The sequence below is a fragment of the Gluconobacter sp. Gdi genome (genome assembly GCF_014132155.1).
Classification (GTDB): Bacteria; Pseudomonadota; Alphaproteobacteria; order Acetobacterales; family Acetobacteraceae; genus Gluconobacter.
Genome location: NZ_BLJQ01000004.1, coordinates 24809 through 44078, shown reverse-complemented (window position 1 = coordinate 44078; position 19270 = coordinate 24809). Strand labels below are relative to the sequence as shown.

21 protein-coding genes are annotated in these 19270 nt (G+C 57.0%); 11 read left to right on the top strand and 10 right to left on the bottom strand.

Annotated features, from left to right (window positions below):
* Nucleotides 1-21 precede the first annotated feature (21 nt).
* The 3 genes from hslV to JN414_RS09280 are packed head-to-tail and all read left to right on the top strand — an operon-like array spanning nucleotide 22 to nucleotide 2367.
* Complete coding sequence (gene hslV, locus JN414_RS09290; RefSeq protein WP_200898348.1) at nucleotides 22-600, top strand: ATP-dependent protease subunit HslV; 579 nt, start codon at nucleotides 22-24, stop codon at nucleotides 598-600.
* A gap of 1 nt (nucleotide 601) precedes the next feature.
* Nucleotides 602-1918 (top strand): ATP-dependent protease ATPase subunit HslU, encoded by a 1317-nt coding sequence (hslU, locus tag JN414_RS09285; protein ID WP_202207653.1) that lies wholly within the window; start codon nucleotides 602-604, stop codon nucleotides 1916-1918.
* A 14-nt stretch (nucleotides 1919-1932) separates the two neighbouring features.
* The gene (locus JN414_RS09280) at nucleotides 1933-2367 is read left to right on the top strand and encodes a SufE family protein (protein WP_202207652.1); all 435 of its coding nucleotides are present in this window, start codon (nucleotides 1933-1935) and stop codon (nucleotides 2365-2367) included.
* Between the two features lie 63 nt (nucleotides 2368-2430).
* Here JN414_RS09280 and JN414_RS09275 read toward each other — a convergent pair whose 3' ends face one another.
* The 3 genes from JN414_RS09275 to JN414_RS09265 form a co-directional block, all read right to left on the bottom strand.
* A complete protein-coding gene (locus JN414_RS09275; protein ID WP_202207651.1) occupies nucleotides 2431-2640 on the bottom strand; it encodes a hypothetical protein in 210 nt (69 codons plus the stop codon).
* Between the two features lie 86 nt (nucleotides 2641-2726).
* Nucleotides 2727-3383, bottom strand: a complete 657-nt coding sequence (locus JN414_RS09270) for an energy transducer TonB (RefSeq protein WP_202207650.1) — start codon at nucleotides 3381-3383, stop codon at nucleotides 2727-2729.
* A 132-nt stretch (nucleotides 3384-3515) separates the two neighbouring features.
* Nucleotides 3516-5942 carry a glucose/quinate/shikimate family membrane-bound PQQ-dependent dehydrogenase gene (locus tag JN414_RS09265; RefSeq protein WP_202207649.1) on the bottom strand — a complete coding sequence of 809 codons (2427 nt, stop codon included), beginning with the start codon at nucleotides 5940-5942 and terminating at the stop codon, nucleotides 3516-3518.
* 304 nt (nucleotides 5943-6246) lie between these two features.
* On the opposite strand from JN414_RS09265, the gene rpmI reads away from it, so the two are divergent.
* From rpmI to lpxB, 5 genes are all read left to right on the top strand, one after another.
* Nucleotides 6247-6447 (top strand): 50S ribosomal protein L35, encoded by a 201-nt coding sequence (gene rpmI, locus JN414_RS09260; protein ID WP_046901279.1) that lies wholly within the window; start codon nucleotides 6247-6249, stop codon nucleotides 6445-6447.
* Between the two features lie 15 nt (nucleotides 6448-6462).
* Nucleotides 6463-6822: a 50S ribosomal protein L20 gene (gene rplT, locus JN414_RS09255; protein ID WP_007282845.1), complete on the top strand. Its 360-nt coding sequence runs from the start codon at nucleotides 6463-6465 to the stop codon at nucleotides 6820-6822.
* A gap of 101 nt (nucleotides 6823-6923) precedes the next feature.
* Nucleotides 6924-7994 (top strand): phenylalanine--tRNA ligase subunit alpha, encoded by a 1071-nt coding sequence (gene pheS, locus JN414_RS09250; RefSeq protein ID WP_202207648.1) that lies wholly within the window; start codon nucleotides 6924-6926, stop codon nucleotides 7992-7994.
* Between the two features lies 1 nt (nucleotide 7995).
* Nucleotides 7996-10464, top strand: a complete 2469-nt coding sequence (gene pheT, locus JN414_RS09245; protein WP_202207647.1) for a phenylalanine--tRNA ligase subunit beta — start codon at nucleotides 7996-7998, stop codon at nucleotides 10462-10464.
* Nucleotides 10461-11723 (top strand): lipid-A-disaccharide synthase, encoded by a 1263-nt coding sequence (gene lpxB / locus JN414_RS09240; protein ID WP_202207646.1) that lies wholly within the window; start codon nucleotides 10461-10463, stop codon nucleotides 11721-11723. Before pheT ends, lpxB begins: the two co-directional genes overlap by 4 nt.
* Here the strand turns inward: lpxB and trpS are convergent.
* Genes trpS through JN414_RS09225 form a run of 3 tightly spaced genes read right to left on the bottom strand, consistent with a single transcriptional unit; the run spans nucleotide 11713 to nucleotide 13672 of the window.
* On the bottom strand, nucleotides 11713-12702 hold the full coding sequence (gene trpS, locus JN414_RS09235) for a tryptophan--tRNA ligase (RefSeq protein ID WP_202207645.1): 990 nt from the start codon (nucleotides 12700-12702) through the stop codon (nucleotides 11713-11715). The two genes, lpxB and trpS, sit on opposite strands and share 11 nt — an antisense overlap.
* Before the next feature lie 38 nt (nucleotides 12703-12740).
* Nucleotides 12741-13190, bottom strand: a complete 450-nt coding sequence (locus JN414_RS09230; RefSeq protein ID WP_202207644.1) for a cytochrome c — start codon at nucleotides 13188-13190, stop codon at nucleotides 12741-12743.
* Nucleotides 13187-13672 (bottom strand): cytochrome c, encoded by a 486-nt coding sequence (locus JN414_RS09225; RefSeq protein ID WP_086633022.1) that lies wholly within the window; start codon nucleotides 13670-13672, stop codon nucleotides 13187-13189. Before JN414_RS09225 ends, JN414_RS09230 begins: the two co-directional genes overlap by 4 nt.
* Before the next feature lie 95 nt (nucleotides 13673-13767).
* Here JN414_RS09225 and JN414_RS09220 point away from each other — a divergent pair, with 95 nt between their 5' ends.
* A complete protein-coding gene (locus tag JN414_RS09220; RefSeq protein ID WP_202207643.1) occupies nucleotides 13768-14310 on the top strand; it encodes a thymidine kinase in 543 nt (180 codons plus the stop codon).
* Nucleotides 14311-14346: 36 nt separating this feature from the next.
* Here JN414_RS09220 and JN414_RS09215 read toward each other — a convergent pair whose 3' ends face one another.
* The 3 genes from JN414_RS09215 to rlmN form a co-directional block, all read right to left on the bottom strand.
* Nucleotides 14347-14835, bottom strand: a complete 489-nt coding sequence (locus JN414_RS09215; protein ID WP_202207642.1) for an FKBP-type peptidyl-prolyl cis-trans isomerase — start codon at nucleotides 14833-14835, stop codon at nucleotides 14347-14349.
* A gap of 23 nt (nucleotides 14836-14858) precedes the next feature.
* Nucleotides 14859-16091, bottom strand: coding sequence for an argininosuccinate synthase (locus tag JN414_RS09210; RefSeq protein WP_046901287.1), 1233 nt, complete (start codon nucleotides 16089-16091; stop codon nucleotides 14859-14861).
* Between the two features lie 73 nt (nucleotides 16092-16164).
* Nucleotides 16165-17376, bottom strand: a complete 1212-nt coding sequence (gene rlmN / locus JN414_RS09205) for a 23S rRNA (adenine(2503)-C(2))-methyltransferase RlmN (protein WP_202207641.1) — start codon at nucleotides 17374-17376, stop codon at nucleotides 16165-16167.
* Nucleotides 17377-17504: 128 nt separating this feature from the next.
* Between rlmN and JN414_RS09200 the strand changes: the two genes are divergently transcribed.
* Entirely contained in the window at nucleotides 17505-17972 is a 468-nt protein-coding gene (locus tag JN414_RS09200; protein ID WP_202207640.1) for a nuclear transport factor 2 family protein, read from the top strand.
* A complete protein-coding gene (locus JN414_RS09195) occupies nucleotides 17969-18553 on the top strand; it encodes a TetR/AcrR family transcriptional regulator (protein WP_202207639.1) in 585 nt (194 codons plus the stop codon). The genes JN414_RS09200 and JN414_RS09195 overlap by 4 nt, the downstream gene beginning before the upstream one ends.
* On the opposite strand, the gene JN414_RS09190 is transcribed toward JN414_RS09195, so the two are convergent.
* Nucleotides 18504-19268, bottom strand: a complete 765-nt coding sequence (locus JN414_RS09190; protein WP_202207638.1) for a TlyA family RNA methyltransferase — start codon at nucleotides 19266-19268, stop codon at nucleotides 18504-18506. The genes JN414_RS09195 and JN414_RS09190 overlap by 50 nt on opposite strands.
* Between the last annotated feature and the right edge of the window lie 2 nt (nucleotides 19269-19270).

The following is a 19270-nucleotide window of genomic DNA, read 5'->3' as shown; positions in this document are numbered from 1 at the left end:
TCCGCACCATCTTTTTGAGTGATGTCTTACCAAATCACTCCCCACGATCCGGTCGGCTGGCATGGCACGACCATTCTTTGTGTCCGTCGCGATGGCCGGGTGGCCATGGCGGGGGACGGCCAGGTCTCCCTCGGGCAGACCGTTATCAAGGGTAATGCTCGCAAGGTTCGGCGAATTGGCCCTCACAGCAATATCCTTGCGGGTTTTGCCGGTGCCACGGCTGACGCCTTTACCCTGCTGGAGCGACTTGAAGCGAAACTTGAGCGGTATCCAGGGCAGCTTGAGCGGGCCTGCGTCGAACTGGCGAAAGACTGGCGCACGGACCGCTATCTGCGGCGTCTGGAAGCCATGATGCTGGTGGCTGACGCAGACCGCTCTTTCACCCTGACCGGAAATGGCGATGTGCTGGAGCCGGAAGACGGCATTGTGGCCATTGGCTCCGGCGGAAATTACGCACTGTCTGCAGCGCGGGCATTGATGACGGTGGAGGGCCTGAGCGCCGAGGAAATCGCGCGTCGGTCCATGAAAATTGCCGGTGATATCTGCGTTTACACGAACTATTCCGTGACGCTGGAAACACTAGGCGGGGAGGCCTCCTGAGATGTCTGTTCCAAATTTTGCCCCCCACGAAATCGTATCCGAGCTTGATCGCTTTATTGTTGGTCAGTCCGACGCAAAACGTGCAGTTGCCATCGCGATGCGTAATCGCTGGCGCCGGTCCCAGCTTCCTGAAGGCTTGAAGGATGAGGTTGTTCCCAAAAACATTCTCATGATTGGCCCTACAGGTTGCGGCAAGACAGAAATCGCCCGTCGACTGGCCAAGCTGGCGCAGTCTCCGTTCCTGAAAGTGGAAGCGACCAAGTTTACGGAAGTTGGCTACGTCGGGCGGGACGTGGACAGTATTGTCCGGGATCTTGTCGAGGTCTCTCTGACCATGCTGCGGGATGGACGCCGCAAAGACGTGCAGGAGAAAGCTGAGGCCGCCGCCGAAACCCGGCTCGTTGATGCGCTGGTTGGAGAAGGCGCGACGGCCGACACCAAGGTGAAGTTTCGCCAGATGCTGCGAGATGGCGCTTTAGAAGACAAAGAAATTGAAATCCAGATTGCTCCTGATCCACAGCGCGGTAAGGAGAGCAGCGATATTCCAGGTCTCCAGCCCGGGCAGGTCATCAGTTTCAACGATATGATGAAGGGGTTCATGAACCGGATGCCTTCACGCAAGAAACTGAAGGTTTCGGTGGCCCGCGAGCAGTTAATCCGTGAGGAAGCGGACAAACTTCTGGATGATGAAGCCCTGACGCGCGAAGCCATAGAGCACACCCAGAACCATGGCATTGTGTTCCTGGATGAAATCGACAAGGTTTGTGCGACATCTGAGCATGGAACGCGCAGCGGAGATGTCTCTCGTGAAGGCGTGCAGCGTGACCTTCTTCCGCTGATTGAGGGGACGACCGTCAGCACGAAGTATGGCTCGGTGAAGACGGACCATATCCTGTTTATCGCGTCCGGAGCCTTTCACATTGCCAAGCCTTCAGATCTTCTGCCGGAATTGCAGGGGCGTCTGCCTATTCGTGTGGAGTTGGCTGGCCTGAGCAGAGACGATTTGAAGCGTATTCTGCTGGAGCCTGAGCATTCGCTTCTGAAGCAGTATGTGAGTCTGCTGGGTACAGAAGGTGTGACGCTGGAATTCGGTGACGATGCCGTGGATGCTTTGGCGGAACTGGCGGCTGATATTAACGAGCGGGTTGAAAACATTGGGGCCCGCCGTTTGGCAACAGTTCTGGAAAAGCTGCTGGAGGACGTCTCATTTACTGCATCTGACCGGAAAGGCGAGACCGTGAGGGTGACGGCAGAGGATGTTCGTGACAGGGTGGCGCCGCTTGCCCGCAAGGGTGATTTGAGCCGCTTTATCCTGTGACGGAGACGTTTTTTGTGAGAGATGCCTTTCTTGCCCCTCAGGAAGAGACGGCGACCGCTGCCATCGAGGAAATTGAAGCCGAACTGGCGATGTTCGACGACTGGATGGAGCGGTATCAGTATATTATTGAAATGGGCCGCAAACTTCCGGCTTTCCCTTCGGAATGGCAGGACGATGTCCACCGTGTTCCGGGGTGTCAAAGCCAGGTCTGGCTCGAAGCGGAAGACCGTGATGGTAAGCTCTTCTTTGCTGGCGCTTCAGATGCGGCCATTGTTCAGGGATTGGTAGCCCTTTTGCTAAGGGTGTATTCAGGGCGGAGCCGTGAAGAGGTCCTTCAGACGAGCCCGGTCTTTTTGCATAATATGGGGCTGGTCAAAGCACTGTCCACGAACCGTGGAAATGGCGTTGAGGCAATGGCTCAGGCCATCCTCAAGCGTGCTGCTGCCTAACGATCTCAGTCTTTCAAAAAAGCCCCTGCCAGCGTCTGCTGACAGGGGCTTTTTTGTTTGAGCTTAGTGAGCAGGCTGAGCAACTTGCGGAGCTGTTACGTCACATTTGGTGAACTTGCCTTTGGCATCCCGGCAGGCCTTCGGCTTCTTTGGTGCTTCACACTTTGTGAATTTGCCTTTGGCGTCCCGGCAGGGCTGAGATTTGGCATGTGCGAACTGGCCGCCGAAAGCGATGGTAGCGAAGGCAAGAAGAGCAAATTTGCGAAGGGTCATGAATAGCCTCTGTGCAGTTTTTTGCCCTGAACCGACAGGGCTTTCGATGCTGATTATGGAATGGACCAGCGTGCAGACACAAGATTTCAGCGGAACCCGTCGTTCCGGTCTTTCGCGTCTGACTCCCAGTTTATGTTGCCATGATAGGGGGCTGAGATGGGTTGCCCGTCTTTCATAGCCGGAAGGTATCTGGCCAGCGTGAAATAAGCGAGCGCTGCCCGTCGTAAAATTTCGGGCCCCGGGCTGGCGATGCAGTCATGCGCGATGCCTGCAGTATCAACCTGACAGGTGACGGCTACTCTTCCTGTAATATTTCTGTCGTTCGCAAAGTCTGGATAGTAGGGGCGTGGAGTGTGCTGATGATCCACGACGGGGACGGTTGCTGTTCCCTGGGCCTGGAAGGGAATGGTCTTTTCCCAGCGGCCTTCAACGGGTTTGCTGTCCTGGTATGCCGGAAGAAACTTGGATGAATAGGCATAGGCTTCTGCTGCAAGTGCGAAATCCGGTGCGCTCGCTGAAGTTTCACAGCTTTGAGGCTGACCGTCCTTTGTGATGACGCAGACAATATGTGCCGATCCCGAATGCCGCAGTTCAAGTTCAGCCGGCGGATAGATGAGACGTCCGTGATGGCTCGGATCCAGCACCGCCGTTACGGAAACAGTATCATCGCTGTGGGCTGGAGACGGAACGACGGCGATGAGCCCAAAGATGGCCAGAGCCATTCCAGATCGAGAAAAATGCATGACGCCCTTACTTTATGGAATATATTTCATAACGTAACGAGAACTTAGAAAGCTTTTGCCGGGACTTGAAGACAAAAAAAGGGGCACCCGAAGGTACCCCTTTTTCTCGATAACCAATGGCTTACTCAATGATCACTTCTGATCAGCGAGGCTGTAAGCAATCAGATCGTCGCCCATAACGGTCGGGAAGGAGTTGTGGCCACCAGCATAAGTGACAACGAACTGCTTTCCATTGACCGCATAGGTCATTGGCGTGGCTTGCGCGCCAGCTGGGAGGCGATCCTGCCACAGGGTCTTGCCTGTCGTCAGGTCGTAGGCGCGGATGTAGTAGTCCATCGTGCCTGTCAGGAAGCCAACGTTGCCAGCCGTGGAGAGCGGGCCGCCGAGGCTCGGGACGCCGATCTTGATCGGAGGCAGCGGAATGGGCAGGGAGCTGCCGTGCATGGAGTCACGGAGCGTACCGTTACGATGCTGCCAGACCACCTTGTTGGTGCGCAGATCGATACCGGCCACATAACCCCAAGGCGGTGTACGGCAAGGCATCTTGATGCCAAGCGGCAGCAGGACCGGGTCCATGAACGGATGCAGATCAACAGCATAGGGGATGCCGTAGTTCGGCTGCAGACCAGTTTCGCCACCAGAGCCCTTTGCGTTCGGTTCCGGCCATAGCGGGTTACCCGGACCACGGGGCACCAGACGGGAAACGAACGGCAGCGAGATAGGGTTGGCAAAAGCCACCTGACGCTGCGGATCGACAGCCAGACCACCCCATTCGAACATGCCGAGGTCGCCCGGGAAGATCAGAGATCCCTGGAGTGACGGCGGCGTGAACGGACCTTCATAGCGAAGGGAGTGGAAGTAAATGCTGCAGAACATCTGGTCGAAGATCGTGCCACCCCAGATATCGGAATCGGAGAGGGGGGCCTTCGGACGTAGGCTCAGCTGAGACATCGGCTGCGTTGGGCTGGTGTGATCGCCCGGTGCGGCGCCACCAGGAACAGGTGTTTCCGGAGCCGGGACGACTTCCTTGCCCGTACGACGGTCAAGAACGAAAATGTCGCCAGTCTTTGTCGGAACGTAGATGGACGGAACAATCGTGCCGTCTTTCGACGTGATGTCTACGAGGCTCGGCTGGGACGGGGCGTCCATGTCCCACAGGTCATGGTGAACGGTCTGGTAATACCAGGCCAGCTTACCCGTCTCTGCGTTCAGCGCGACGATACCCGGAGCAAAGCGCTCGGATTCCTTGGTGCGGTAACCGCCCCACTGATCCGGCGTACCTACGCCCATTGGGATGTAAACGAGGTTCAGGTTCTTGTCGTAGGACGACACGATCCAGGAGTTTGGAGAGTTCGGATGGAAGACCGGATGATCCGGGTCTGGCATCTGGTTCGGGTCAGGGTTGGATGCGTCAAACACCCACACGCGCTTGCCGGTATAAACGTCAAATGCCTGCGTTGCGCCCGATGCCTGCTTGATGGAGCCGTTATCGGTGATGGCGCTGTTGGCAATGATCAGCTTGTCGGTGATGACCGGCGGAGACGTCGGTTCATACATGCCCGGCGTGGTGTAAGGCTGGTTCGGCAGGCGCAGATCCAGTTCGCCATCGTTGCCGAAGCCAGAGCACTTCTGCCCGGTTTCTGCATCGACTTCGACAAGGCGGCCATCGTTGACCGGCAGAACGATACGCTTGGCGCAATCGGTCGGAGCAGGGTTGCCATCGCTGTCCGTGGCATCGGCTGGCGTCTGGTGGAAGCTCACACCACGGCACGTCAGATGCTGGAAGCCAGGGTTGATCTGCAGGCGTGGATCGAACTTCCATTTGACGTGACCCGTTGCGGCATCAACGGCCCAGAGCTTCTGGTGCAGCGAGCACAGATACAGCGTGTTGTCGAATTCAATCGGCGTGACTTCGTTGGTTGCTTCGCCTGGATCGTTCGGTCCCATCAGATCCTTGGTGTGGATGTGCCATGCCACCTTGAGGTTCTGAACGTTGGACGAGTTGATCTGCTTCAGCGGAGACCAGCGATCGCCAGCCTGCGTGCGGCCATAGGCGTGCCACTCGCTATCTGGAACGTTATCTGCGTCAACCGGTGCTGCGTTGGTCAGCTCTGTTGGCAGGTTGCCGCTGATGTCGTGCGGGTCTGTGAAAAGACCGGCAGCAAGAACCAGTACGGCGAGACCGACGGAGCCTGCCAGGGGAAGGACAGATGCGCGTGTGCCACCGATCTGACGGGACACGAACGGGATCAGCAGCCAGATGCCAAGAATGATCACGATGTCGGAGCGGGGAACCAGTGCCCAGAGGTCGAGACCGACCACGGAGAGTTCCCATACGACCGTCGCGAACACTACAGCAGCAAAGAGCCACAGGGCAGCCGGGTTACGGCGCCATGCGAGGAAGGCGGTCGCAAGAAGTGCGATGCCGAGAAGGAGATAATACAGAGGGCCGCCGAGGGAAGCGGCCCATGCGCCTCCCACGGTGAGGATCGCGCCGCAAAGCGCGAAGACCGCGGCCGTGATCAGGGCCCAGAGCCCTGGCCGGGATGATGTGCTCATGATGTTCCTAGAGCTGTTATTTGGTGCAGCACTTGACCTTCGGACAAACACATAGAAGCGCTTTAAGAATCAAGATGTCAGATGGTTCATGTTGCTCACGTCACTGTGAGTGAGATCACAGTGACGTGACTTGAACAAAGAGGCGTCTTTTGCTTGCGCGCTAAAGAAAATAAAGTCCTTGGCGGAATCAGTTCGATGGGATAAGGCAGCCGCTCCGTGTACGCGTCCGGGCCATAAGTGGCATGCCCGGCCGTGCAGAGTCCCGCTTCGGTGGGACCAATCGTTTACGGCGAGGGAGACCGAAATGCCCAAGATGAAGACGAAGTCGTCGGTCAAGAAGCGGTTCAAGATCACCGCGACCGGCAAGGTAATGTGCGGCCCAGGCAACAAGCGTCACGGCCTTATCAACCGCCCGCAGAAGATGAAGCGCACCAACCGTGGTCCTCAGACCATGACGGATATGGACGCAAAGACCATCAAGCAGTGGGCGCCCTACGGGCTCTAAGGGAGATTAAGGTACATGGCACGTGTTAAGCGGGGCGTAACGACGCACGCCCGTCACAAGAAAGTTCTCGATCTCGCCAAGGGTTACCGCGGCCGTTCGTCTACGAACTACCGTATTGCTCTCGAGCGCGTTGAGAAGGCGCTGCGCTATGCGTATCGCGACCGTCGCAACAAGAAGCGTGATTTCCGCGCTCTGTGGATCCAGCGTATCAACGCTGCTGTCCGTGAGCACGGTCTGACGTACAGCAAGTTCATCAATGGCCTGGACAAGGCTGGCATCGAGATCGACCGTAAGGTTCTTGCTGCCATTGCTTTCGACGACGCAGCTGCTTTCGCAGAAATCGTCAAGAAGGCACAGGCCGCTCTCGCAGCCTGAGCTATTCAGACCTGATCCCCACGTGTGGGGGCTGGTGACTGGCGGGCCGTCCTGTTATCAGGGCGGCCCGTTTTGTATTTGTACTGTAAGCGATGGGCGGTATGGCTGACGATCTCGACACGCTGAAGAATGAAACTCTTGCTGCGCTGGGCGCTGCTCAGGACCGCGCGCAATGGGATGCCGTTCGCGTTGGAACGCTGGGCAAGTCTGGCGCTCTCACCGGGCTGCTCAAACAGCTTGGCAAACTCGACCCCGAAGAGCGCAAACTGCGCGGACAGGCTTTAAACCGCCTGCGGGACGAATTGACCAAGGTGATCGAAGATCGCGGTCGGGAGATTGAAGAGGAAGCGCTTCAAGCACGCCTGAAAGCCGAACGGGTGGACATCACGATGCCTGCCCCTTCTGTGGTGACAGGTGCCATTCATCCGATCAGCCGCACCATTGAAGAAATGACAGCCATCTTTGGCGCCATGGGTTTTTCCGTCGCGGAAGGGCCTGATGTCGAAAGCCAATGGCATAATTTCTCGGCACTCAATACGCCGGATCACCATCCGGCACGGACCGAGCACGATACTTTTTATCTTCCGCCCAAATCAGGCAGCAATGAACCGCGTGTTCTCCGGACCCAGACGTCTGGCGTTCAGATCCGGACCATGATTGGTCAGAAGCCACCCATCCGCATCATTGCTCCCGGCCGCACGTATCGTGCCGATCATGACGCAACCCATTCGCCGATGTTCCATCAGTGCGAAGGTCTGGTCATTGATCGCAATATTACTCTTGGGCACCTCAAGGGCTGCCTGATCGAGTTCCTGCGCGTCTACTTCGACAAGCCTAATCTGCCGGTGCGTTTCCGTGCATCTTATTTCCCATTTACTGAGCCTTCCATGGAAGTGGATATCGGTTGGTCCAAGGCGACAGGCGAGATTGGCGGAGGGTCCGATTGGCTGGAAGTTCTGGGGTCCGGCATGGTGCACCCGCGCGTGCTGGCCAATTGTGGGCTTGATCCGGCGGAGTGGCAGGGCTTTGCGTTTGGCATGGGCGTTGAGCGTCTGGCCATGCTCAAGAATGGTATTCCGGATCTGCGGTCGTTCTATGAGAGTGACCTGCGCTGGCTGCGTCACTACGGATTTTCCGCTTTCTCTCCCGCCACGCTGACGGAGGGCGTGTGACATGAAGTTCTCTCTCTCCTGGCTGCGTGAACATCTTGATTTTACAGCGTCTTGCGAAGAGATCTGTGCCCGTCTGAACGGCATCGGTCTTGAAGTTGAGAGCGTTGAAAACCCCGCCGAGAAGCTGGCAGGTTTTAGAACGGCCAAAATTCTGGAAGCACATCGCCATCCGGATGCGGACCGTCTTCAACTTTGCCGCGTCGCTGCTGGTGCGGGTTATGAAGATTTGCAGGTCGTATGCGGTGCACCGAATGCACGTACTGGCCTCCATGTGATTTTTGCGCCTCCGGGGACGTATGTTCCGGGGCTGGATATCACCATCAAGAAGGGCAAAATCCGCGGTGAGGAAAGCGGAGGTATGCTGTGTTCCCTGCGTGAGCTGGGTCTTGGTGAGGAGAGCAACGGTATTGCCGAACTGCCAGAAACGGCTCCGATCGGTGAGGCTTATGCGACTTACGCCGAGCTTGATGACCCGGTCATTGAAATCGCGATTACACCGAACCGTGGCGATGCGCTGAGCATTCGCGGTATTGCGCGTGATCTGGCTGCAGCTGGCATTGGTCATCTCAAGCCATGGCTGACGGAAGCTCTTGAGGGTGATTTCGAATCACCGATCTCGTGGAAGTCCGAAAATCCTGACTGCCCGTACGTGGTAGGCCGTGTCATTCGTGGCGTGAAGAATGGTCCAAGCCCGAGTTGGCTGCAGCGCCGTCTTCAGGCGGTTGGCGTGAAGCCGATTTCGGCTCTGGTGGATGTCACGAACTACCTCACATATGATCTCGGTCGGCCTCTGCATGTCTTTGATGTTGCGAAACTTTCTGGCAGCACCCTGACCGTGACCCACGCGGCACGTGAGACTTTCACGGCGCTGGATGGCAATGAGTACGTCCTGGGGACGGACGATATGGTGATCGTCGATGATGCTGGTGTGCAGTCGCTTGCGGGCATCATGGGTGGTCAGCAGAGCGGTGTGGATGAGAACACGACAGACGTGTTTGTTGAATCCGCGTTGTTCGATGCTGTTCGGATTGCTCTGACTGGCCGCCGTCTCGCCATTCATACGGATGCCCGTCAGCGTTTCGAGCGCGGCATTGATCCTGCGCTGGTTCGTAGCGGGCTCGAAGCGGCCACAGCAATGATCCGTGACCTGTGTGGTGGTCAGCCGAGCGAAATCACGGAAGCTGGCGAACTCCCCAATTGGAAACGTACGGCTACGCTGCGTTTTGAGCGTCTGGCAACGTTGGGTGGCGTCACTATTCCTGCGGATGAGGCGGTGCGGTCTCTGGAGCATCTCGGCTTCGAGGTCGTTGAGCGGAATGACGAGGAGGCAACTTTCGCCGTTCCTTCCTGGAGGAATGACGTTGCGTCCGGTCAGGTTCTGGCTCAGGCCGTCACACTTGATGAGGACGTTGCCGCAAAGGCAGCAGCGAATGTTCCGCGCATGGAAGCAGAATGTGACCTCATAGAGGAAGTGCTGCGTCTTTATGGGCTGGATGCTGTGCCGGCTGTGCCACTCCCTCAGTTGGCCATGGTCGCGGCTCCGGCAGTCACGCCTCTTCAGGCGCGTGCAGCGCTAATGCGCCGTATCTGTGCAGCACGTGGGATGATGGAAACGGTTGGTTTCTCCTTCGTTGCTCATGAAGACGCAGTTCTGTTTGGTGATGTGCCCGAAACGCAGCGTTTGCTGAACCCGATCGCCATGGATCTGGATCAGTTGCGCCCGACGCCGCTTGTCAATCTGGCGCGTGCACTCGGCCGTAATCTGGCGCGTGGTCTGGGGCTTTCTGGCGAAGGTGCATTGTTTGAAATCGGTCCATGTTTTGATTTCGAAGGTCAGCACCTGCGTGTTGCTGGCTTGCGAGGCGGATTGACGGCTCGTGAACCCGGTCAGGCTGCGCAGGAAGCAACGCTCTGGGACGCCAAGGCGGATCTGACGGCCGCGTTGACCGCGCTTGGTGTTCCGGAAGCTTCTTTGTCTGTCACGGCAGATGCTCCGGGCTTTTATCATCCGGGTCGGTCAGGTCAGGTACGGCAGGGTCCTAAGCTGGTTCTGGGTAGCTTTGGTGAACTGCATCCTCGCACGGCACGCGCGCTTGGTCTGACTGGGACTGTCGTGGCGTTCGAGCTGTATCTGGATCGTATCCCTCAGCCTAAGGCTAAAAAGAAGACCCCTCCTGCGCTCTCAGCGCTACAGCCAGTGCGTCGTGACTTCGCGTTCCTTGCTGGGCCGGATGTTGAAGCACAGGCTGTTCTCAAGGCCGTTCGTATGGCCGACCGGAACCTGATTCAGGATGTTCGCCTCTTTGACGTCTTTGAAGGTGGTAGCCTGCCGGAAGGGCATCGTTCTCTCGGTGTTGAGGTTGTCCTGCAGCCACAGACCGAAAGTCTGACGGATGTCGGCCTTGAAGCGCTTTCCAAATCGGTGGAAGCTGCGGTTCTCAAGGCAACAGGAGCTACGTTGCGCCGATGAACTCTCTTCCAGAATCCGAACTGGCGCATCAGCCGGGCAATAGGGCCTTTCAGCCGGGGGCTCCCACGCCTCAGCATGGGCGCGTGATTTGGATTCTGGCAGGGGAAGCCAGCGGAGACGTGATTGGTGCACGTCTCATGCTGGCGCTTCATGCGCAGGACCCGACGCTGGTGTTTGCCGGAGTCGGGGGTGGCCGCATGGAAGCCCTTGGGCTGCATAGCCTGTTCCCGATGAGTGATCTGGCTGTCATGGGGCTTGTGGAAGTCTTGCCGAGGGTCAGACATTTGCGGCAGCGGCTTCTGGAAGCTGTTCAGGATATTGAGCTTCGTAAGCCTGATTTGGTTGTCACAATAGACAGCCCGGGTTTTGCACTTCGACTTCTTCAGAAAATTGAAAATTCCGGCTTCAAGCGCGTTCATTACGTTGCACCGCAGGTCTGGGCCTGGCGCGAAAATCGCGTCAAGGAATTCCCTGGGCTGTGGGATCGGTTACTCTGCCTTTTACCGTTTGAGCCGGAATGGTTTGCGCAGAGAGGACTGGAAGCGCGGTTCGTCGGTCATCCAGTGTTGCAGTCGGGTGTAAGACAGGGAAACGCTGCACGCTTTCGGACGCGGCATAATATTCCTGAAACGGCACCCGTCCTGATTTTGATGCCAGGAAGCCGACGCTCTGAAGTTCCGAAGCTGTTGCCAGTTTTTCGCAAGATGCTGGACATTGTGCGCAAGACGCATCCGGACATCTGCCCGGTGATACCGGTTGCTCCAGTCATTGCGCCGACCGTGCGCAACCTTATTCGTAAATGGCCCGTACAGCCGCATATCGTGACTGATATTCATGATAAACACGATGCGTTTGCAGCGGCTCAGTGCGCTCTGACAAAGTCGGGGACGTCCACGCTTGAGCTTGCCATGGGCAATGTGCCGATGGTGGTGACGTATCGGGTGAATCCGCTAACGGCGATGATGGCGCGTCGGATGATCAAGGTGCCATACGTGGCCATGGTCAATCTGCTGGCAGGACGTGAAGTCGTGCCGGAAATGTTGCAGGAGAACTGCACGCCTGAAAAGCTGGCGGATATGGTCTCAAAGCTGCTTGATGATCCGGCAGCGGCAAAGAAGCAGCAGATGGCATTTGAAGAGGTGCTGGAAAAGCTCTCTCCTGCTGTGGGTACGCCTGCGGATGCAGCGGCTGCGGAAATTATGGATCTTCTGGACGAGCCGGTGTCCCGCTCGTCCAAGAAGAAAAAAATCAGCGAATAAAACCGACCAAGCGTTCTGCTTCCTGCACGATTGGCTCGGAAATTTCACGGGCCCGGTCGGCGCCAGCGCGCAGGACGGAGATAATGTGATCTTCGTTCTGCATCAGGCGGGCTGTCTCGGTGGCAACTGGCCCAAGTTTTTCCACGAGCAGATCGGCCAGAGCGTTTTTGAACGGGCCAAAGCCCTGTCCACCGAAACGCGCCAGAACGTCAGACATCGTCTCGTCTGACATGGCCGCGTAAATAGCTACCAGATTGCGGGCTTCTGCACGGTCTCCCAGCCCCTCAACGTCGCTTGGTAGCGCGTCGGAATCTGTCTTGGCGCGGCGAATCTTCAGAGCGATTTCGTCCGGGGTGTCTGTCAGGACAATGCGGCTCTGCTCGGAGGGGTCCGACTTGGACATTTTCTTCGTACCGTCGCGCAGGCTCATCACGCGGGCTGCCGCTGGAGGAATAAAGGCCTCGATCTGCGGAAAGAACTCCGTATCCATATCATGGTTGAACTTCTGGGCGATGTCATTGGCCAACTCAATATGCTGCTTCTGATCGTCACCGACGGGGACGCGGGTCGCGTGGAACGCCAGAATGTCTGCGGCCATGAGGTTGGGATAGACATAGAGGCCCGCTGAGTGGTTCTCGCGGTTCTTGCCAGCCTTGTCTTTGAACTGTGTCATCCGGTTCAACCAGCCGAGGCGGGAAACACAATTGAAAATCCATCCCAGTCGCGCATGAGCGCTGACGGCGGATTGGTTGTAGAGGCGTGTCGGTTCAATGCCGGTTGCCAGAAGGCAGGCTGCTGAACCCAGCGTCTGACGACGCAGGTCTTCCGGATTCCAGGGCATCGTGATCGAGTGCATGTCCACGAGGCAGAAGACACAATCATGGTCTGCCTGCATGGCCGCCCAGTTGCGGAGTGCACCCAGGTAGTTACCCAGATGAGGAATGCCAGTTGGCTGAATGCCGGAAAATACACGCTGCATGATGGATCTGTCTTCAGCTTTGGGGAAAGGTCATGCTCTCAGGGAAGCGGCTGCTTCTGCTCCAGGAGCTGGCGTTCTTGGTAACTCGCTGCCGGATCACCCTGCTGTGCACGTGCACTGGCGACCTCGGCTGGCGTAATGGTGGGGGAAGGCTTGATATTGCCGCGTGCAATCAGCCAGTTCAGAGTATCAGAAATCTGCTGGTCCGTGAGGCGATCACGATATGCGGGCATGGAATAGTTATAGCGATAGCCCTGCGTGGTGAAACCGCCGCGAAGGCCGTTCAGAAGAACATTTGCGAGATAGTGGCGACCTTCAGGTGTTTGGGCGATGAAATCCACACGCCCCACCAGGGGGGGTGTCTCACCCGGCATTCCACTTCCGCCATGGTGGCAGATACCGCAGTTGGGCCCATAAACGGCTTGGCCAGCCGGTTTCTTCCCGCAGCAGGCAAGTGCGAGACAACCAAGAAAAGCGATCCGTTTCATGGGAGAGGGGACTGCTGTTCCAGTTTCTGGCGTTCAAGCAGCACTTCCTGAGGTGACAGCGGATGTTTGCGCTCTTCAGCGATCTCAGCAGCCGTGAATGTTGGGCCCCCTGCGGCCATTTCTTTTCCTCCAACAAATGTCAGGATCCGTGCAATTTCATCATCCGAAAGGCGATGGAATGATGGCATGGAACTGTTGTAAGGAGCGCCACCCGCTGTGATCGGTCCGTCAAGACCGTTCAGCAGCACGTGGATAATGTAGCGATGGCCTTCCGGAGTCAGGGCAATATGCCCAACCCGACCGAAGATTGGAGCAACGGCTCGCACCTGCCCATGGCCACCATGATGGCAGATACTGCACTCGTTCGAATATTCTCGAGGTGCCTGTTCACGATTTTCCCAGGCATGGCCAACCACAAAGACAATTGCCATGAAAATGGCAATAAACAGGGGAAGCCGGATTGCTGGGTCTAATCTGATCACAGAAGGTTTGTCGCATTTTCATGGTGCGTTCAGCAAGGGTGGCTCTTGGCAAAACCGTCCCGATAGGGCTCATGGGCGCATCAGAAGGAGAAAGCATGAGCGGCAAGGGACGTCTGGTACTGTATGTGGGGCCAATGTTTGCAGGAAAATCCTCGCATCTAATCAAGGCTGCGTCTGCGCATGAACGCGTTCTGGCACTGAAGCCGGGATTCGATACGCGTGACGGTGCAGAACTGGTCAGTCGGGATGGCTCACATTTCGCAGCGCGTTCCGTGCGGCGCTGGCCGTCTCATTCCGAGAACTATTCACACATTGTTCTGGATGAAGTGCAGTTTATGGTCTCACCTCATTACGAGGGAGATATCGTTTCAGAGTTGCAGTCTGCTCGATTGCGCGGAGCAACTGTCACTGTTGGTGGCCTGGATAGCGATTATCGTCAGGAGCCGTTTGAAATTGTATCGAGGCTCATGCAGTTCGCCGATGAAATTATTCACCTGGAAGCTCGGTGCCATGTCTGCAATCAGCCGGCCCAGTGGACTGCCAAGACACATGAAACTGGGCATCTTCTCGAAACGGGAGATCAGGAGCTGTATGAGGCGCGGTGCAATGAGCATTGGTGCCTGCCAGAGGGGCCTTGAGGCCTCTCTGACAGGGCTTAAATGAAGCAGCAGGACTTACTGCTGTCCGTTATTGACGCCCAGAAGCTGGAGCTTGAAGATGAGTGGGCTGTTGGGCGGAATGATGCCCATGGAGCGCTTCCCGTAGCCTAGCTTGGCTGGAAGATAGAGCATCCATTCATCGCCAACGTGCATCATTGGTAGAGCTTCGAGCCAGCCATCAACCAGGCCATCCAGCGGCATTTCCATATAGGCACCGCTGCCATGCTGATCAGAGCTGTCAAAAATTCCGCCGTCTGGCAGGCGTCCTTCATAGATCACCATGATGGTGGAGCCACGATGCGGACTTTCACCATCTTTGGGGCCGGACTTCAAAACCTTGTAGCTCAGTCCGTCCGGGAGGGTTTTGACACCCGGTTCCGCCTGGATTTTCGCCATGAACTGTTCGGGCGTCAGTTCTGGCGCGTCTTCCTTGTGTCCGGCGCATCCTGCAAGGAGTGCGCCGCAAAGGGTCAAGGCTGATGTAAGGCGAAACAGGCTGGTCATGGTCCCCCGCTACTGGTTTGTACTTAGAGTGCGCCGCCGCGGCGGCCAATCTGACCACCCAGACGCAGGCGCAGGGCATTGAGCTTGATAAAGCCCTGTGCGTCCTGCTGGTTATACGCCCCCTCGTCATCTTCAAATGTCACGACGCGGGTATCATACAGGCTGTTCGGGCTTTCGCGTCCGACGCAAACGACATTGCCCTTATAGAGTTTCATGCGGACACGGCCGTTGACGGAATGCTGGCTGGCATCAATCAGAGCCTGAAGCATCCGGCGCTCTGGGGAGAACCAGAAACCGTTATAGATCAGCTCCGCATAGCGCGGCATGATGCTGTCCTTGAGATGGGCAGCTTCGCGGTCCAGCGTGATGCTCTCGATGGAACGATGAGCAGCCAGCAGGATCGTGCCACCTGGCGTTTCGTAGATGCCGCGGGACTTCATACCCACAAAGCGGTTTTCCACGATGTCCAGACGGCCGATGCCGTTGTCGCGGCCCAGCTCGTTCAGGCGCGTCAGCAGTGTTGCCGGGGTCATCGCAACGCCGTTGATGGCAACCGGGTCACCATTCACGAAGTCGATGCTGATTTCCGTAGCCTTGTCCGGCGCGGCTTCCGGGGAGATGGTGCGCTGGAAAACGATTTCGTCAGGCGCGACAGCCGGATCTTCGAGCAGCTTGCCTTCGGAAGAGGAGTGCAGAAGGTTGGCGTCAACGGAGAAGGGGGCTTCGCCGCGTTTGTCTTTCGTAACGGGGATCTGGTTTTCTTCAGCGAATTCCAGCAGCTTCGTGCGGGATGTCAGTTCCCATTCGCGCCATGGGGAAATGACTTTCACGTCCGGCTTCAGCGCATAGTAGCCAAGTTCGAAACGGACCTGATCGTTGCCCTTGCCGGTTGCGCCGTGGGCAACAGCATCTGCACCAACAGCTTCGGCGATTTCGATCTGACGCTTGGCGATCAGCGGACGGGCGATGGACGTACCGAGGAGGTACTGGCCTTCATAAACCGTGTTCGCGCGGAACATCGGGAAGACATAGTCCTTCACGAAGGTCTCGCGCAGATCCTCGACGAAGATTTCCTTCACGCCGAACATCTCGGCCTTCTTGCGGGCCGGCTCCAGCTCTTCGCCCTGACCAAGGTCAGCCGTAAAGGTCACGACCTCGCAGTTATAGGTCTTCTGGAGCCATCGAAGGATGACCGAAGTGTCCAGCCCGCCGGAATAGGCGAGAACGACTTTCTTGACGTCCTGATGGGCGCTCATAACTGCGTGGTCCTTAATGGTGTTCGTTCGGAAGGCGTTTCTAGCATCCCGCGTCCGTGAGGGAAACCGGGCGTCAGACGCTTTTGCGCTGACGCTCGCTTTCGGTTTTGAGCTGTCCGCAGGCTGCAAGAATGTCCTGGCCACGTGGTGTACGGATCGGGGCGGCAAATCCTGCATCCATCACGATCTTTGCGAACTTTGCGAGTTGCTCTTTTGTGGAGGGACGGAACTCTGATCCTGGCCAAGGATTGAAAGGAATAAGGTTCACTTTCGCCGGCAGGTCCTTGATCAGGCGGACCAGCTCCCTCGCATCGGCTTCGCTATCATTCACGCCGCGCAGCATGATGTATTCGAAGGTGATGCGGCGGGAATTGGACGCTGCAGGATAACGCTTGCAGGCCGCCATCAATTCCTCGATCGGGTACTTGCGGTTCAGAGGGACGATCTGATCGCGCAGCTCGTTCGTGACCGCATGCAGGGAAATGGCGAGGCCTACGCCCAGTTCTTCACCGCAGCGATCCATCATGGGCACGACGCCTGACGTAGACAGCGTGATGCGTCGTCGGGAGAGGGCAATGCCTTCTCCATCCATCACGATGCGCATGGCTTTGGCGACGTTATCGTAATTGTAGAGCGGTTCGCCCATTCCCATCAGAACGATGGTTGAGAGAAAGCGTGGCATGTCCGCGCTTGGGCTAGGCCACTCCTTGTAGCTGTCTCGTGCCGCCATGAACTGGCCGACAATTTCTGCTGGGCCAAGGTTGCGGACGAGCTTTTGCGTCCCTGTGTGGCAGAACGTGCAGGAGAGCGTACATCCGACCTGTGAAGAGATGCAGACAGCGCCACGGTCTTCCTTACGGTCAGGAATATAAACTGTTTCAGCTTCCTGACCGTCGCGGAAGCGGAAAAGAAATTTCCGCGTTGCATCCACCGACGTCTGTTCGGTCGTTGTCGTCGGGCGGCCGACGATGAAGTGGTCTGCAAGTTTCGCCTGAAGGGGTTTGGCGATTGTGCTCATCTTCGAAAAATCGGTGGCTCCCTGATGGTAGATCCAGTGCCAGATCTGTTTTGCGCGGAAAGGCTTTTCGCCAATTTCCGTCATCAGGGTTGCCAGCTCTTCGCGTGACATTCCGACCAGATCACGCCGTCCGTCTTCCAATCGTGCCTCAGGTGGGGCGAACAGGGCGGACTTTGCGCGAATGCGTTCGCGCTCCGCCTCATTCAGATCATCTGAAGCGATGGAATTGATACGGGGGAGGGTGTCGGGATGTTTCAAAGCGATCATGGCGGCGGAGCCATAGCACGGGGAGGGCGCAGATTTCCAAGGGAAAGTGAGGTGGGGCAAGAAAGATTGGACTCTTTGTACCGTTCAGTACAAAATATGGTTTCTTCTATGGTTCTGAAAGGTACGACATGCAAACGCGTCCGCCTGTGCCCCCATTCACGCGGGACACCGCTATTCAGAAAGTTCGAGCGGCTGAAGATGCCTGGAACCGTCAAGATCCGGAGACGGTTGCGCTGGCCTATACGGCCGACAGTCGTTGGCGCAACCGGGATCAGTTTGTTCACGGGCGGTCTGAAATTAAGGAATTCCTGACGAGAAAATGGGAGAGAGAGCGTGAGTATCGGCTGATTAAGGAGCTTTGGGCATTTCACGAGAACCGGATCGCCGTCCGCTTTGTTTATGAGTGGCGAGATGGGCAGGGCCAGTGGTGTCGATCGCACGGGAATGAAAACTGGGGTTTTGACGAGGCAGGCCTCATGGCAGAGCGGCATGCCAGCATCAATGATGTGCCAATCAAGGACGCTCAACGCCTGTTCCACTGGGAAGGCAAGGTTCGACCTGAGGGACATCCTGGATTGAGTGATTTGGGGCTATGACGGGATCAGGCGGCCGTAGCCGTACTGCTATCTTGCAAAATATCGCTGAGGTATTTCGTCAGTATGGGTACGAAGGGGCGTCTCTCAGTCGCTTCACAGCTGCGACTGGGCTGGGAAAAGGCAGCCTCTACAATTTCTTTCCGGAAGGGAAGAAGCAGATGGCTGCTGAAGTCCTGGAGCATATCCAGCAGTGGTTCGATGCTGAAATTTTTAGTCCTCTGGAAACGGAAGAAGACCCCAAGGTCGGCCTGACAGCGATGTTCGAAGGTACTGAGCAGTACTTTAGGTCAGGCCAGAGAATCTGTCTGATGGGGTTGCTGGCCCTGAGCGTAGACACATCGTTTGCTATGCAGATTAGAAACTATTTTCTGCGCTGGCAGGAAAGTCTGTCTCAGGCGCTCCAGCGGCTGGGGCGTTCGACAAGCGACGCTGTTGATCTGTCTGAGGAAATCGTTAGTGGCATTCAGGGAGCATTAGTGTTGGCCCATGCTCGAGGCGACGCAGGTGTTTTCAAACGTCGCCTTGAAACGTTTAGGCGAGGTCTGGATCTTCCAGCGGGCCATTGCGACGAGCGGCAATGAGAAACTCCCGATTGCCTTCGGGGCCAGTAATGGGGCTGGCTTCGACTCCCAGAACTTCCCACCCTGGAGTGGCCGAGAGCCAGTCACGGATTTCGGCACAGACACGTTCGTGAACGGCGGGGTCCCGTACCACGCCCTTTGCGCCGACTTCGTTTCGCCCGGCTTCAAATTGCGGCTTGATCAGAGCGATTGCCCAGGCATCCGGGGATGTTAGCTTAAGCGCGGCGGCCAGCACGGTTTTAAGGCTGATAAAGCTGGCGTCGCAAACGACGATGCCTGCGCGTTCAGGAATCTGTTCCGCTGTCAGAGCGCGCGCGTTCGTCTTTTCCATGACGACGACGCGTTCATCAGAGCGGATTTTCCAAGCCAGCTGACCGTGCCCGACATCAACGGCATAAACTTTCGTCGCGCCGTGCGTGAGAAGGACATCCGTAAATCCGCCCGTTGAGGCACCGACATCGATGGCAATACGGCCTTTGGGGTCTAGCCCGAAATGCTCAATGCCGTGAATGAGTTTTAGGCCGCCGCGAGACACCCAGGGATGATCCTGTCCTTTGAGGGACAGGGGGGCATCCTCTGGAAGCTGGTCTCCAGCCTTGGCGATGCGCCGATCCCCCGTATAGGCAAGACCTGCCATAATGAGGGACTGGGCACGAGTTCGGCTGTCAACCAGCCCCCGATCAACGAGGAGCTGGTCTGCGCGGCGTTTGGCCATGT